This window comes from Aquicella siphonis, from assembly GCF_902459485.1.
Taxonomy (GTDB): domain Bacteria; phylum Pseudomonadota; class Gammaproteobacteria; order DSM-16500; family DSM-16500; genus Aquicella; species Aquicella siphonis.
Genome location: NZ_LR699119.1, coordinates 1,900,564 through 1,915,883 on the forward strand (window position 1 = coordinate 1,900,564; position 15,320 = coordinate 1,915,883).

A 15,320-nucleotide genomic window follows, 5' to 3' on the forward strand; every position below is an offset into this window, starting at 1 on the left:
CGTTCGTGGTAAGGAGCGGCACGCAGTGCCGCATCTCGAACCATGAACTGCTTTAGTTCCGATCTAACCTGACACTTAAGTGATTATTATTTCTTGCTTCCTTTTCTGACAAAACCATCCCAAAGTTCGGGATTTTCCACCCACGGCGCCTGGACTTTCTGGCCTTTGCGCCAGAATGTCACATGGCTGGAGAGTAAATGCTGATTGATGACCTTGTCCTTGTTTTTATAAACATGTCGTAATTCTTTGGCCGTGATCAGATTGCCCGCGACGCCTTCCTTCTTGACCACAGCCTCCATTTCCCAGCCGTGATTGCCGTCATCCAGAACGAAATGGATTTGATTTCCTTTTGAAACGGTTTCTTCAATCTTAGCCTTGCATGAGCGCGTGATATATTTTGTTCTTTTATGCTTGGCTTTCATGTCATTCGACGCAATACGTTCTCGGTATTGTGCCAGGCTACGGTATTTTTCACTTTCGTGCGTACTCAGGAAATCATGATACTCTTTCACTTTCCCATCGGTCATGGACAAATCTGTTTTTGCGTCGATCGGGTTTTCCGGAACAATATAACGGTTTTGCATATCCACGGTTGGAACACCGGACAGCGCCAGCGCTTCACCGCCCAACGCCTTGCGAATATACTCCGCGCGCGGCCGGCTCATACCATACACGAAATCCAGACCACGATGAAACTCTGTTCGAAACATATCATAAGCGGAATCATGTTCCCCAATGCTGGCGCCCGTCATGATTGCGTCATCGCCGCGCTTGGGCTTTTCCACATCCAGTTTGGCATCCACTGCAATCTTTTGCGCAATTGAATCGGGGCATACCGCCGTATTGGGTGAACGATTTTCTGCAGCCGGTTCATCTACATTGCCTTTTCCAGCCAAAGCCATTTCCTGCTCTTGCATACGACGTTGTAATTGCGCTGCCGCCAGTTTTTTACGTAACATGTTGCCACCTCGTTTGATTGTGTTATCTTGCTGATTTTTCTATAATTGTGATTATTATACACACATCAGATTAAGGCTGGATTAACTGCCCGGCTGGCGCCTCATGAGATGGATAAAATCCTTAATTAATCTTATGCCTGTTCATGACATCTTCCCTTGCTTCCTGTATCAGTTTTTCAGGGTGATTGACTATGGTATCCAGCAAATCCCGGGTACGGGTGGTTTTCATGCTGCGCATGACGCGTGAATCTGACAACATGTAGGTGGATGCCTGCATTTGCAATCCCTTCAAATTTTTTTCATTGGTCAAACTCATCAAGGCATCACGCTTTTTGGTTTTAGTGGTGATTTCATAACTGTGGAAAAATGAAAAACATCCGCTGCTTAATTCCAGAATTTCCGCATTCAAGTCAATAATCAGCGCGTTGATTTTTTCCTTGGCCTTGATGACTTTCAGCATATCGCTCAACGATTCCTTGTTGTCGTTTACCGTCACAGGCGCATCATCCTCTGCCACCTGCTTGCGTTTAGAACGATGATCAAATAAACGCGGAGAGGAGTCCGGCAGCGGCAGCTGCGAAACTTCTTCTCTTTTTCTTGTATGGCTGGTGACATCCCGGTGCTGCTTTTCGGTTTTATCCTTACGTTTCTGATGTTTCTTGTCCAGCTTCTGCCCGTCTATAAGGTGTTGCGCCTGGTCAAACTGTCCCAGGCCGAGATGCGTGAGCAGCTTGAGAGTATTGCTCTTCTTGTTAAGCAAAAGCCCGGCGAATTTGATTTCCAGATACGATTTATACTGGCTCAGCAAACCTTGCCATTCCTGAGGCTGCGCCCTGCTGATTTGCGTGATAATAAAGTCCAGTTTCCTGACCAGCGATTTCTTGTTCTTGTCACACTCATAATCCCGGCGCGCCCGCAGCAATGCAATCGCCCGCATTTGCTCCACAGACATTTGTGTTTGCGGGTTTTCAGTAATGCGCTGCAAACGCGTACGCGGCGATTCGCGAGGAAGAAAAATATTATGCGGCTTATTCAATTCTTCAACCGGATTCGCGGCCTTGAGAAAAACAAAAGCATGCTCTTCCTTGAACCTGTCGATTGCGGCAGCATTTTTTCGCTTGTCTTTCAATAATTCAAAAAAGTGATCTCCGTCTTGCTGGCTGAAAAGATAGGCGTTGAGATAACCTTCCTTGACCTGGTCCAGCGTTCTCAGCACGCCGGCGCGCGTAATCACCTCCACATACATGGATTCGCCTATGGCGCCTTCAGGCTGAGCGACAGAATGCACCTGGACGTGCGGAAACCCGCTGCGCTCAAGCTCGTCCGCGATAGATTGCGCAAGCGACCGGCCGTCTTCCTGTATCACCCCCATGTCGCAGCCGATCAGATAGACGTGCTTGACCAGCTGTTTTTTATCTTTCATGTGCCGGAATTGTCTTTCCAGCTGTTTCGCGAATCCCTTGGCGTCATAATCGCCGTATTCGTGCAGATTGGCATGGCCCAGAAATACCAGTGATTCCAGCTCATCATCATGCAGACCATCGAAACATTTTTCCCGGCTGACATTGACGGCCTGAGTATGTTGCATGGGATAAAATACCTGACCCAGCTTTTCAGCACTGGCTGCCATGCCGGCATCATCACCCACGGTATAGACACGTCTTGTACGCATCTTGTTCTCCTTTCATTTTGATATTTTCACACCATACTAACGTTTCTTCACACATTATGGAACTTGCTGACGCGAGGGCAAACCCGCTCTAACGAATCTCCAAAAAACAATCCCTTCCATCACCATCCAGGCATGAAATCAAGAGTGCAATTAGCGTGAAGTTTAGTATAGAATTGCACCAGTTTGCGGCGTAAGCATCACAGACAAGACTAACCCACACAAGCAAGGTCGCCCGGAGAAGCAGAGATGATTGAACGAAATATGCAAGTATTTGATACTTCTAGATATTCATTTTTATCCGATCCTCAGAAAGCCCTGGATGATTACTTTGAGCTGGGTTATCACATTGAACCCGCTGTTTATTCAGATGAAGAATGCGCCGACCTCATTAAGGCCGGCCACGAACTGGAAGATGCTAAAAACGATATTTTCCGGCCCTGCATGATGCCGCATAGGCAAAACCCTTTGTATATCAAAGCCATGAAAAAACCGCTGATAGTCGAAATCATTTCCGCCATGGTGGGCGGACAGGCGGCAGGACTGCAAAGTGAATTTTTTTACTGCAAGCCCGGCACACGCGGATTTTCACTGCACCAGGACAACTTTTATGTGGAAGCGGAATACGGCGTGTTTGCTTCCGCCTGGGCCGCGTTGACCGATACCTATTATGAAAAAGGCGGCTTGATCATTTATCCCGAAAGCCACAAGGAAGGCGCCCTGCCCGTGAGAAAATTAAACCTGGGAAGCGACAGCGCGCAAGACCCCAACGCAAACAATGAAGAAACCGTTGTCCCGCCGCATTATTCAGCCTATAACGTGGCAATACCCAAAGGCGCCGTGTTATTCATTCACGGCCATCTGGTACATGGTTCCAATCCCAACCAGACCAGTGAATGGCGGCATGTGCTGTTAAACACATACATCAAATCCGGTGAAAAATTCCGCGCCGGGTTTTACGCAAAGCGCGAAGAAGTCCCGCTGGCAGACTAAAGGATTATCGTCAATCAAGGTAGGTAAATATCATGTCCACTGACTCAACCCCCAAAGTCTGGAACACTATCACTGTCAAGAATGAAGCGTATGTATACGATGAACGCTATCCGCTAGTCTCCATACATCTCGCCTCTAACCGGCCTGACCAATTCACGCAGCTGGTGGAAAATGTTCATTCTACTGTCACGAATAAAAATGCTTACGAAATCATAGTCAAGATCGACACTGAAGATGCGCGCATGATTGAATGCGTGAAACAGCTCGCCGACACTTACGGCACAGACCGGATCAAGGCATTGATAGGTCCCCGCAAAGACGGCCCGTGGAGCACCTGGGAATTTTACAACGCCATGTTTCACATGACGCATGAAAAAGTGTATTTCATGTGGAACCCTTCCGATGAAGTGCGCTTCGTTACTCCCGGCTGGGACAAGATCTTGCAAAAATACATAGGTTTTTACCAGGACAATATTTTCCGGCTCAAGCTGTCCGACAACCGCCTGCGCAACTTTTATCAGTTCCATGAAGTATTGGGTTCACCGGATAACTTTCCTTTCATGACCAAGAAATGGATGGATCTCTGCGGTCTTTGGGGTGACTGCCACAGTCCGGATTTATTTCATCAGGCTGTTTCCTATTATCTGGGCCTGGATAATATATTCCGTGACATTCCGATTTTTGATATCGAGCTGGGCGGCATTGAAGCAGGCCTGCTGATTCCGCCGGAAAAAATGTATAGCCGCACGCAAAATATCCGCCGCTTGTGGCTGATCGCCTTATCCAAGCAAATGCGCAGCCGCTATATGGCTCATGCAAAAAAAATCCGCTTCTTCATTCAATCGTGTGAAAAAGGCGCGCACGTCGTCACAATTAAAGAAACAGCCCGCTATCCTTCCACTGTGGTCTGCAGTAATGACATTGGCATGCGGGAAACCGTGAAATGCCTCATACGCGGCAAAATCGTTTATGGCATGCGGTTAATGGCCCGTTACACGCTGAGCAAAATGTATGGCGCTCTCAAGAAGTTTTTCAACATGCCGGTATCGGTGACGTTCAGCCCCCTGACACTCACCTTCCTGCTGATTGCAAACCTGTTATTAATCTCAGACACTCATTCCACGATCGTGCGGTTAATCAGCCTGCTTACCATTTACCTGATCATCTGGCTGATGGGAAAAACCCACAAAAGAATAAAAGCCGCGCAAAACTTGAAGTAATGCAAATCGTTTCCAGGATTAACTCTTCCTCTCTCTTCATGCTGAATGAAAGAGAGAGGAAGAAAGCAGGTTGAAAATCAGAACGGTCCCTTGAAAGCATCAATTTCGGTTCTGGCATCCGCCGGCGGTTCCCAGCGGTTGCCCTTGCCTTTCACCATTTCATACGCTTGCGCGGAAATGGTGCGGCTGTTGGGATAGAAAACGTTTTCCAGCGGTTTGGTGGTGGGGCAAGTGGTGAAGGCAAATCCCATGCGCGCCAGTTCCGGCAGGTTTTCACCAGTCCTGCGGCAGGTTTCATAGACTTGTGTGAGGATTTCACTGCTCGCGCCGCATGTCAGCCAGGCGTTATCCACCACCAGCAGTTTTCCGGTCTTGCGCACGGATTGCATGATGGTATCCATATCCAGCGGCCACAAGGAAATGGGGTCAATAATTTCCGCTTTGATGCCCACTGTTTCCAGGTGTTTTCTGGCACGCAGTGCTTCCATGACCATATGCGACACTGCCACGATAGTCACATCCTCGCCTTCCTGCAGCACACGCGCCTTGCCTAAAGGCACTTCGAAAGATTTATAGGGTACATAACCGTCCACCGCATACAGCAGACGATGCTCAATGAATATGACCGGATTATTGTCGCGGATAGCGGCAATCATGCATCCTTTGGCGTCATTGGCATTGGAAGGCGCCACGACTTTCAGCCCGGGAATGTGCATGAACAGGGAATGCAAAGCCTGGGAATGCTGGCCGCCCTGTCCCCAGGAGCGCCCTATCATGGTGCGTACGACCAGCGGAACCTGAACCTGACCGTTGTACATGTAATGTGCCTTGGCCGCCATGTTCACCAGCTGGTTCATGCACAACAGCATGAAATCCATACGGATATGCACATGGATCGGGCGCAGGCCCGCCATCGCGGCGCCTATGGCAACGCCTGTCATCGCATCTTCGGAAAGCGGCGTGCAAAACACCCGGTCTTTGCCAAACCGCTCTTGCAAGCCCAGGGTAGAACCTTGTATCCCCTTGTGGTCATCCACATCCAGTCCAAACAGGAATACACGAGGATCTCTTTCCATCTCTTGTTCAAAAGCTTCTCGCAGCGCGTCGACATATCGGATTAAACGTACACCCTCTTGCTCTGGTGCGGTGTGGGTGGTCATTTTGTCGGCTTGCGTCAGCATGTTAATCGGGCTCCTCAGCAGAAAATAAAGGCAGATGCCTTAGGAATCATTGACATCAATTTATGCACTGTCGTTCACAATTTTTCTAACGGCTAAAAATATAGCAAACCACACCCAATATCAAGTAAAATACGCTGCCGTCCGAAGAGGCCTGATTTGCAAGCGTATGAATTTTAATGATTTTTAAGAACCCTTATGACTCAATCCGCCGCAGCGCCCCTAGATGTATCCGAAACCTCAACGCAGGAAGAACCCAAGCCCGCGGCAGTCAAGGCACAACCATTCAGTCATTTTTTTTCTCCCTTCAGAGACAAAGCGTTTCTCGTCATCCTGTTTTTCTATTTGTCTTCCTTCTGGTTTTTTTCTTTCTGGGTGCTGAAAAACCACGGCGTCGTCTGGTCACCGCCCTCAAACATGAATCACCATCCCTTCGATTTGCATGCACTGGATACACAATTTACTGAAACGCTCTTGTATCTCTTTTCCCAAAATCCGTTTTACACCGTCATCACCTGGCTTTTGCTCAAAACCGATCCCGCCAGCGATGGCTTTGCCGGTTTCATGGTCTTGCATTATCTGCTGGGATTTCTCGCGCTCATTTCATTGTACAAACTGCTGCATGATATATTCCGCGTCCCGAACATGCTCAGTGGATTCGCGCTTTCCGCCTTTGTTTTCAACGCCGGTTTTTACCGTGCCTTCACCAGCGGCTGGTATGACTTTCCCACCCTGTGTCTGGTCTGCATACTGACTTATTGTTTCGCGAATCTGGTTTACCGCTTTAATCGCCTGAATCTTTTATGGTTCATCTTCACATTGACGATATTGGTGATGTACCGAAATTCCTTTCACCCCCTTCTATTTTTTATTCCGACCATTGTCTTGCTTGCCTCAGGCATCAAATCCAGGTGGAAAATCATTTTCGCGGCGGCGGTCATTCCCTTTCTGATCACCATCCTGCCCAATGTCAAAAACTATGTGATCTTCGGGACATTTCAAAACAGCATCAATTCGCTCGCACTGAATATCAAAACCATCAGTTTTGAATTTCTGGACCGGGAATCCCTGCTGGACGAGATTGATGCCGGGCATATCAATCCCATCGCATTGTGTTACAGCCGGGCATTGGAATCCGGCGCCATTATTTACCATGGCACTGCTTATACTCGCGAAAATTGCGACGCCCGGCTGCTGCGGGATTTCGCGCAGCCAGAGCGCACCAGATTACTGTCTCAAAACCCCCGTTTCAATTCGCCGCTGATACTCCGGGAAGATATCGTGTCTTTTGGACAAAACGTCATTCCAAACACGTTGTCAGGCTTCATCGTGGCAAACCAGATCATTCGCGACAGTCAGTCTTATCTCACGCATCACCCGGAGTATTACGGCAGAAAGGTCTTGTTAAATTCCATTTCACGATTATTCAGATCAACACAGCTGCATGAATTCTTGATCGCCAACAATGAAAGAAATTATCCGGAATGGTTTGGCAGCCGCCTGTTTGATCTGGACATTTTCAAGGTCAATGCGCCGGGAGCGCGCTTCGACACTGTTTTCAGGCCCGTGATCCTCATGGGTATTCTATGTTCACTGACTTACGCGCTCTTGTTTGCCGCCGGCGTACGCAAAAGAAATCTGTTCTCCCTGATTCACTTTGCCGGCCTGTTCCTGCTGTTATCTCCCCTCTTGTTTGGTTCCCATCTTTTCACTCACTTGTACAGCCGATTTTTACTGCCGTCACTGTTCTGGACCCTGTTATTCATGCTGCCCGCGCTGGCGCTGACGATGGCAAATCTGTTGTTCCGGAAGTTTGACGATGCGGAAGCACGCATGCAATTACTCCTCACGTTTATCGCCTGGGTTTGTATTTATGTGATGGGACTGCATATTCTCATCGCGGGATCGGAGCTAGAGAGATACCGCTTCTCCGTTGACGGTCTGCTTTTGGTATTGTTTTTGTTCTGGATCAATTCCATGTATTGCACCATCGCGCGCTGGTATAAGTTGAGCAGGTTTAATTTTACGGCCTAGTGATCGCTGGATTCCCGCTTGCGCGCAGAAGTGTACGGTAAAACGGAAATCCAGAACCAGAGTTCATGGTTCGAGACGCCGCTGACGCGGCTCCTCACCACGAACGGGAATCAAATACGCCGCTGACGCGGCTCCTCACCACGGACGGAAAACACTCAACCCGTTCGCCCTGAGGCTGAACGCTCCCCTCAAAATTTCTCATAAAAACCATAAAAACAAAGAGTAGAAAAATTGCATAGTGAAGTTAAAATCCAAATTCGACCAAGAATATGGAAACCTCACTATGCAAGGGAAAAAATTATTACATAAATTTATGCAAGAATCTTCATTCTTGCATAAAAAAGTACTAGATACGTTAACCATCACCTGTGATGGTTTGCTTAAAGCAAAAAAGTTAAGTGTGACAGCGTTAGGTAGGGCAATTGCTAGCAAAACACCGGACAAGCACGCTATCAAACGTGTTGACCGGTTAGTTTCCAATCCAACCCTAGAAGAACATAGAGGTTGTTTCTATAAAGCGTTAGCGGAAAAAGTTGTGCCTAAAACAGGGTGGTGCCCCATTCTTGTTGATACTAGTTGTTTAACTGCGGATAGTGAATTTCAACTCATAAGGGCATCGCTTGCACTTGATGGCCGAGGATTTACTTTATTTGAAATGGCTTATAGGAACGGGACGTTAAGTCAGATATATGAGATATTTTTAGAGAAATTGAATGAGGTTTTACCTGAAGAGAAAGGACATGTCATCCTTATTAGTGATGCTGGGTTTCATAATAAATGGTTCCATTTGGTAAAGAAGCAAAAGTGGGATTTTATTGGCAGAATTCGTCAAGATAAGCATTATACTACCGCCGATGGAAAAAGTTTCCCTTGTAAGTCCCTACACAAAATAGCCACTTTAAAGCCTACACATCATGGAACTGTTTTCTTATGCAAAAAGAGTCATAACAAAGCAATTATATGTGATTTGTATAGCATAAGGAAAAAGATCAAAGGCAGGAAAATGAAAACAAAAAAGGGGGCTATTAAGCGGGGAAGTTATAGCAAGGCGTTTGCTAAAGGCCAAAAAGAACCCTGGGTGTTGGCAAGCTCACTACCTAAAAACAGCTTTAATCCTGAGCAGATTGTTCGATTATATTCCTTTAGGATGCAAATTGAAGAATCTTTCCGGGACATGAAAAATAACAAATATGGTTTTAGCTTTAAAAACACATTAACCAGAAGTGTTCGGCGATTAAACGCACTCATGCTAATCGCTGCCATTGTAAATTTCATTGTGTGGTCGGTAGGGGTGATGGCGGAACAAAAAAAATGGCATTTAAAATGCCAATCCAACACCTCTAAAAAACGAACATTGTCATTATCTTACTTAGGGGCAATCATCCTGAAGTCGACATATTTCCAAATTAAAACCTCAGAAATAGAGAATGCAATTAAAAATATCATTATCCCCTCAGACCTCAATATAATGGAACGGCAATTTTGAGGGGAGCGTTCAGGCCCTGAGGAGGCACGCAGTGCCGTCTCGAAGGGCCTGTCCTGAGGAGGACACATCGGTGTCCGTCTCGAAGGGCCTGTCCTGAGCCTGTCGAAGGGCTGTTCATCTCGTCATTCCCGCTTGCGCGGGAATGGCAAGGAGGGCGAGAATGACAGACATACGGGAATATTCGGTAAAGTAACTTCTGTCACCGCCAAATCAAGGAATCGATGCACAGGCCCGCCATGGTATTAGCATACTGCCTCATTACAGTGACACTCAGCTCATTTTTGCTGTTCCTGATTCAGCCGCTGGCTGCCAAGGCTTTATTGCCCTTGTTCGGCGGCGTTCCCTCGGTATGGAATGTCTGCATGGTGTTTTTCCAGGGCATGTTACTGCTGGGTTATTTTTATGTATACCTTACGGAGCGTTTTTTCACATTTCAACGCCAGCGATTATTTCATTTTGTTATCGGTGCGCTCAGTCTTTCCATGCTGCCTATACTCTGGAAAGATATTCAACCGCCCGCCGGCATCCATCCCGCCCTGGATGTGTTGTGGCTGCTGCTCACGAAACTGGCGCTGCCGCTTTTTATCATCAGCACGACGGCTCCGCTGATCCAATCCTGGTTTGCAAAAACTTCACATCCCCATGCGCGGGATCCCTATTTTCTTTACAGTGCCAGCAACCTGGGCAGTCTGCTGGCCTTGCTGGGATTTCCCTTTCTATTCGAACCTCTATTCGGCTTGCAGCATTTATCCCGTTTCTGGTCTGCCACTTACATGGTGTTCACAGCCGCCTTATTGTTCTCCGCCATCCAGTGCAAAGGAATTGCCTTCAGCACGCCTGCGACTGCAGCACCGCAAACCCGGGTACACTGGCGTCAGCGCATGCACTGGACCTTATTGAGTTTTGCACCCGCCAGCCTGTTGATGGCTGTCACACAGTATCTCACCACGGATATCATGGCAGTTCCTCTGTTGTGGGTCCTGCCTCTCGCCATTTACCTGCTCGCTTTCATCATCGCTTTTTCCCGTCATCCCGTGATTCGCCACACATGGATGACCAAAGAGCAGGCGTTATTTTTAATTTTTCCGCTGATTTGTCTGAGCCGGGAAATCTTCACCTTACCCGCCTGGCTGCTGATCATGTTCCACTTGTCCGGATTTTTTGCCCTCAGCATGGTGTGCCTGGGAGAATTGTCAGCCAGGCGGCCAGACAAATCCCATCTCACTGAATTTTACTTATGGCTGTCCATAGGCGGATTTCTTGGCGGCTTGTTCAACGGACTGCTGGCGCCGCAGATTTTTAACGGTATTTATGAATATCATCTGGCATTCTGTTTGTGCATCTTGCTGCGTCCTGCCGGAACAGGCCAACCCTTGTGGCGACGGTCCGATTATTGGATGCCGCTGGCAATTGGCATGATACTAATCCTGAATTATTTTTTAATCGTCAAAAACTATTCCCTGTATCCCGCATATGACCGTTTCGGGTTTACCCGCTGGATAGATTTACTGGTCATGATCAGTGTTGTCCTGGTGATTCTGGATCATGATCAGCGTCCATTGCGCTTTGCGGCAAACGTGGCTGTCCTGTTTATTTACGCCCAATTTCTGCCTGCAGTCAGCCACAACACCTTGTTGTGGCAATCGCGCAATTTCTTTGGTGTGTCCAGGGTATATAATAATCCCGAATTCAATTTACACTTTCTCATGAGCGGTACGACCCTGCACGGCGCCCAGAGAATCAATCTGCAGCCGCGCTTCACCCGCGCCGCCACGTATTATCAACCCGTTCAACCTATCGCCCGCCTGCTGGGGCAAGAAAAACCTTCGCTGCGCATAGGCATTGCGGGACTGGGCACAGGCGGCATCAGCTGCCAGTTCCGGGCCCGGGATCAAGTATATTTTTACGAAATCGATCCGGTTGTGGTGCAGATCGCCCGGACTCCTTCCTTGTTTACTTACCTGAGAGACTGTCCTCCGCAAGGCGGAATTACCTTGGGCGACGCGCGTTTAAACCTGGCTAAAACCCCCGCGCGTTATTTCGACGCGATCATCATTGATGTCTTCAGCTCGGACGCCATTCCTGCCCATCTTTTCACACGCGAAGCAATCTCTCTTTATTTGCAAAAGATTACTCCGGATGGATTGGTCATGTTTAATATTAGCAGCCGTCACATTAACCTGTACGCGGTGCTGGCCACACTGGCGCAAGAGTTAAATCTGCAGGCTTATTCCTATCACTCCACCCCTGCGGATGACGCATTTCAGGCTCCTTCGGACTGGGTCATACTGGCTTATCCCGACGCGCGTCTGCAGCAATGGATGGCAAACCTGCACTGGAAAAAAATGGACGCGCCGCGGCCGCCGCTGTCCTGGACCGATGATTATTCAAATATTCTGCAAGCATTGAAATGACAACAGATCCGCAGTGCCGCCGGCACCTTCAGCGTTTTTGAGGATCAGAGTAGCTCTGCATGACCAGATTCAGGAAAAAAGAAGCAAAGATGATTTGCGAACCCACTATCATCAATGTCACGGAAGGAATGGCGATACGCATCATTTCACCTGGCACCAGGCTGCCGAATTGCGCTTTCATCCACAAATAAACCGACAGCAGCGATCCCCCCACTCCCAGCAGGGCGAGAATGAATCCCAGAATGATCCCTTTTTCCAGCGTGAATTTCTCCAGCAGCCGATCCATTTTTTTTCTTAGCGGAATTCCCATGCTGGCGCTGCCTATGATTCGCCCCACAATATAAAAAAAGATGGATTGCAAGCCTATCACCAGAAACGCGCCCGCGAACAACAGGGAGTGAATATCCAGCGCGTAAGGCCCGATTTTCAGGGGCGTCACACTGAGTATGCTGATCAGCAGCAAGCCTAGCGCCGCCAGGAAAATGCCGGGATATAAAAACAGCCAGCGCGGACTGAACATTAACATAAGGCGCAAATGCCGCCAGCCGTCACGCCATTTTCTTAAATGCGGCAGCCGGCTTCTGCCGTCAGGTGCCAGTGTGGTGGGCACTTCCGTGGTCTTTAACTGTTTCAGCGCGGATTTGATCACCATTTCACTGGCAAATTCCATGCCCGGCGCCTGGAGCTGAATGCGGCGCATGGAGTCGCGGTTAAACCCGCGTAATCCGCAGTGAAAATCACCTATAGGAACGTTGAAAAACAGCCGGCCTATGAATGACAACACCGGATTGCCGAGATATTTATTTAAAAAAGGCATCGCGCCGGGCTGGATGCCTCCCTTGAAGCGGTTGCCCATCACCAGCTCGTAGCCGCTGCGCAATTTTTCCAGAAACGGGGACAGATTGATGAAATCATAACTGTCGTCCGCGTCACCCATAATAATGTATTTCCCTTTCGCCGCGTGTATGCCCGCGATCAGCGCCGCGCCATAACCGCGCACGGGAACATGAATCACACTGGCGCCGTGTTTTTCCGCCAATGCCTGCGACCCGTCTGTGCTGCCGTTATCGGAAATGAGAATTTCACCATGAACATTTTCGCGGATTAAAAACGATTTGGCTTTTTCAATGCATTGAACAATGGTTTCCGCTTCATTCAGGCACGGCATCAAGATTGTCAGCTCAAATTCGCTTCCCATTATTTCACACCTGCCGGTTCAGACTGCGTAAACGTGTTTATACAATTCTTCATCCGCTGGATAAGGACTTTTTTCGGCAAATTCTTCGGCTGTGCGAATTTCCGCGGTAATTTCATTTTCCAGCCGCGCTACTGTTTCCGCATCCAGCATCTTCGCAAGCCTTGCGATCTGATCATGCTCTTTCCAGCGGCGGTATTCATCCAGATCACGGTAATTATCTTCGTGATCGTCCCGCGGCCCGACGTGTTCCAGCCAGCGGTAGGTTGAACATTCTATAAAAATCGGTCCGCAGCGATGGGCGCGGATTTTCGCCGCCGCCCTGGCGATGGTGTCGCGCACAGTGAAGACATCCGCGTGATCCAGTTTATGGGTTTCTATGCCGTAAGTCGCCACGCGTTCGCACAATTTTTCTGTTGCCCAGCGTTTTTCAATCGGCGTATGAATAGCGAGACGGTTGTTTTCACAAACATAAATGATAGGCAGCTTACGCAGCGCGGCGAAATTAATGGACTCATAGAAACAGCCTTCTTCAGTACCGCCGTCGCCGAAAACTGATACCGTCATGCGCTGATGGCCGGTTTTTTCCGCTTCCATCTGCATGGCGAGAGCATAACCCGTCGCGACAGGAATCGTGGTCCCCACGACCGCCGATGCGCCCAACACGCCGTTTTTCATGTCAACCAGATGCATGGAACCGGCTTTGCCGCCCGCGCAGCCCGTGCTTTTACCATACAACTCCGCCATCATTTCATTCAAATCGCCGCCCTTGGCGATATAAGTGGCATGGCATCTATAAGTATTTGACACTATATCATTTTTTTCTAATGGGTCACAAATGCCCACCGCAATGGATTCCTGCCCGACAGAAAGATGGACCGGGCTCTTGATCGCATCGGTATGATAGATTTCCGCGAGCCTGAGTTCGAAACGGCGGATAAGAGACATTTTCTTGTAAAGACGAGCAACGAGTTCTGGAGTGTGCATAGAATAATCCCATTTTGAGTCTAGCGAATCTATTAAAAAATTGGCTTAATATCAAGCAAATTATTAAGAAAGCTCCTCGTCAGGGGCCGTTGTGGTTCGAGACGCGGCACTGCGTGCCGCTCCTCACCACGAACGAAGATTAAATGCAGCACTGCGCGCCGTCCCTCATCACGAATGGCGCTGTCAACATGACCGCTCGTCCTGAGGTCGAAGGACCGTCTCGCACCTCGAAACGCCGCTCCCCGGCAGGAACGGAATAAGGAATATGACAAGCCGGTGCAAAAAGAAGTAACGCCTCAGTTTTTTATCGCCTCATAAACTTTCTCATTCATCCGCATGCTGTTGATATCCAGCTGCTGCAGGATCTGCAGGGAAAGTTCCGCATGATTCAGGGTATAAAAATGCAAGCCCGGCGCGCCGCCCACTATCAGCCGCTGACAAAGATGATGCACCACTTCAATTCCATACTGCCGAATGGATTCCACATCATCGCCATAAGCCTCAAGCCGTTTATACAGCCAGCGCGGAATTTCCGCACCGCAGGTTTCGGAAAAGCGCATCAGTTTGGAGAAGTGCATGATGGGCATGATGCCTGGCACGATGGGAATAAAAATCTGTTCGCGCGCGCACTCTTCCAGAAAATAAAAATACGCGTCAGGATTGAAGAAATACTGCGTGATCGCTCCGTTAGCGCCGGCCTCGATTTTACGCTTCAGATTCAAGACATCTGACAGCGCGTGTTTCGCCTGTGGATGGTATTCCGGGTAAGCCGCGACTTCGATGTGAAAATAATCCCCTGTTTCTTCGCGTATCAATTTGACCAGTTCACTCGCATATTTAAACTCTCCAATGGAGCCCATCCCCGACGGCAGGTCGCCGCGCAGCGCGACGATACGCTTCACCCCCAGCGATTTGTACTGACGCAGAACGCTGACCAGTCCTTCGCGGTTAAAACCGATGCAGGAAATGTGCGGCGCGACGGCTGTGCGCGTTTTTTCCTGAAGCGTTTTAACGATATCGATGGTTCCCTCGCGTGTGGAACCGCCCGCGCCGAACGTGACAGAAAAAAAATCCGGTGTCATCGCATCCAGCGCCAAGGCTGACTGTTGTAAATTCACCGCGCCTTCCCGGGATTTGGGTGGATAGAATTCAAAGCTGATGACCAATGGTGATTGATTTTTCATG

The 15,320-nt window shown here is 48.7% G+C and carries 11 protein-coding genes; 5 read left to right on the forward strand and 6 right to left on the reverse strand.

The features are described from left to right. Positions 1-86 precede the first annotated feature (86 nt). Positions 87-959 carry a hypothetical protein gene (locus AQULUS_RS08850; protein WP_148339805.1) on the reverse strand — a complete coding sequence of 291 codons (873 nt, stop codon included), beginning with the start codon at positions 957-959 and terminating at the stop codon, positions 87-89. A gap of 121 nt (positions 960-1,080) precedes the next feature. Continuing rightward, a complete protein-coding gene (locus AQULUS_RS08855; RefSeq protein ID WP_148339806.1) occupies positions 1,081-2,631 on the reverse strand; it encodes a hypothetical protein in 1,551 nt (516 codons plus the stop codon). A 246-nt stretch (positions 2,632-2,877) separates the two neighbouring features. Between AQULUS_RS08855 and AQULUS_RS08860 the strand changes: the two genes are divergently transcribed. Both AQULUS_RS08860 and AQULUS_RS08865 read left to right on the forward strand, forming a co-directional pair. Further along, positions 2,878-3,621 (forward strand): phytanoyl-CoA dioxygenase family protein, encoded by a 744-nt coding sequence (locus AQULUS_RS08860; RefSeq protein ID WP_148339807.1) that lies wholly within the window; start codon positions 2,878-2,880, stop codon positions 3,619-3,621. A 32-nt stretch (positions 3,622-3,653) separates the two neighbouring features. Continuing rightward, entirely contained in the window at positions 3,654-4,841 is a 1,188-nt protein-coding gene (locus AQULUS_RS08865; RefSeq protein WP_148339808.1) for a hypothetical protein, read from the forward strand. A gap of 77 nt (positions 4,842-4,918) precedes the next feature. On the opposite strand, the gene AQULUS_RS08870 is transcribed toward AQULUS_RS08865, so the two are convergent. Next, positions 4,919-6,022: an alpha-ketoacid dehydrogenase subunit beta gene (locus AQULUS_RS08870; protein WP_197737309.1), complete on the reverse strand. Its 1,104-nt coding sequence runs from the start codon at positions 6,020-6,022 to the stop codon at positions 4,919-4,921. A 195-nt stretch (positions 6,023-6,217) separates the two neighbouring features. Here AQULUS_RS08870 and AQULUS_RS08875 point away from each other — a divergent pair, with 195 nt between their 5' ends. The 3 genes from AQULUS_RS08875 to AQULUS_RS08885 all read left to right on the forward strand — a co-directional run bounded on the left by AQULUS_RS08875 (position 6,218) and on the right by AQULUS_RS08885 (position 11,953). After that, complete coding sequence (locus AQULUS_RS08875; RefSeq protein ID WP_148339809.1) at positions 6,218-8,053, forward strand: hypothetical protein; 1,836 nt, start codon at positions 6,218-6,220, stop codon at positions 8,051-8,053. Between the two features lie 283 nt (positions 8,054-8,336). Beyond that, positions 8,337-9,539: an IS4 family transposase gene (locus AQULUS_RS08880; RefSeq protein ID WP_148338104.1), complete on the forward strand. Its 1,203-nt coding sequence runs from the start codon at positions 8,337-8,339 to the stop codon at positions 9,537-9,539. Positions 9,540-9,775: 236 nt separating this feature from the next. Next, positions 9,776-11,953 (forward strand): spermidine synthase, encoded by a 2,178-nt coding sequence (locus AQULUS_RS08885; RefSeq protein ID WP_148339810.1) that lies wholly within the window; start codon positions 9,776-9,778, stop codon positions 11,951-11,953. Between the two features lie 28 nt (positions 11,954-11,981). On the opposite strand, the gene AQULUS_RS08890 is transcribed toward AQULUS_RS08885, so the two are convergent. The 3 genes from AQULUS_RS08890 to metF form a co-directional block, all read right to left on the reverse strand. After that, positions 11,982-13,151, reverse strand: a complete 1,170-nt coding sequence (locus tag AQULUS_RS08890; protein ID WP_148339811.1) for a glycosyltransferase family 2 protein — start codon at positions 13,149-13,151, stop codon at positions 11,982-11,984. Positions 13,152-13,169: 18 nt separating this feature from the next. Then, positions 13,170-14,135 carry a thiamine pyrophosphate-dependent dehydrogenase E1 component subunit alpha gene (locus tag AQULUS_RS08895; protein WP_148339812.1) on the reverse strand — a complete coding sequence of 322 codons (966 nt, stop codon included), beginning with the start codon at positions 14,133-14,135 and terminating at the stop codon, positions 13,170-13,172. A 296-nt stretch (positions 14,136-14,431) separates the two neighbouring features. Next, entirely contained in the window at positions 14,432-15,319 is an 888-nt protein-coding gene (gene metF / locus AQULUS_RS08900) for a methylenetetrahydrofolate reductase [NAD(P)H] (RefSeq protein ID WP_148339813.1), read from the reverse strand. Between the last annotated feature and the right edge of the window lies 1 nt (position 15,320).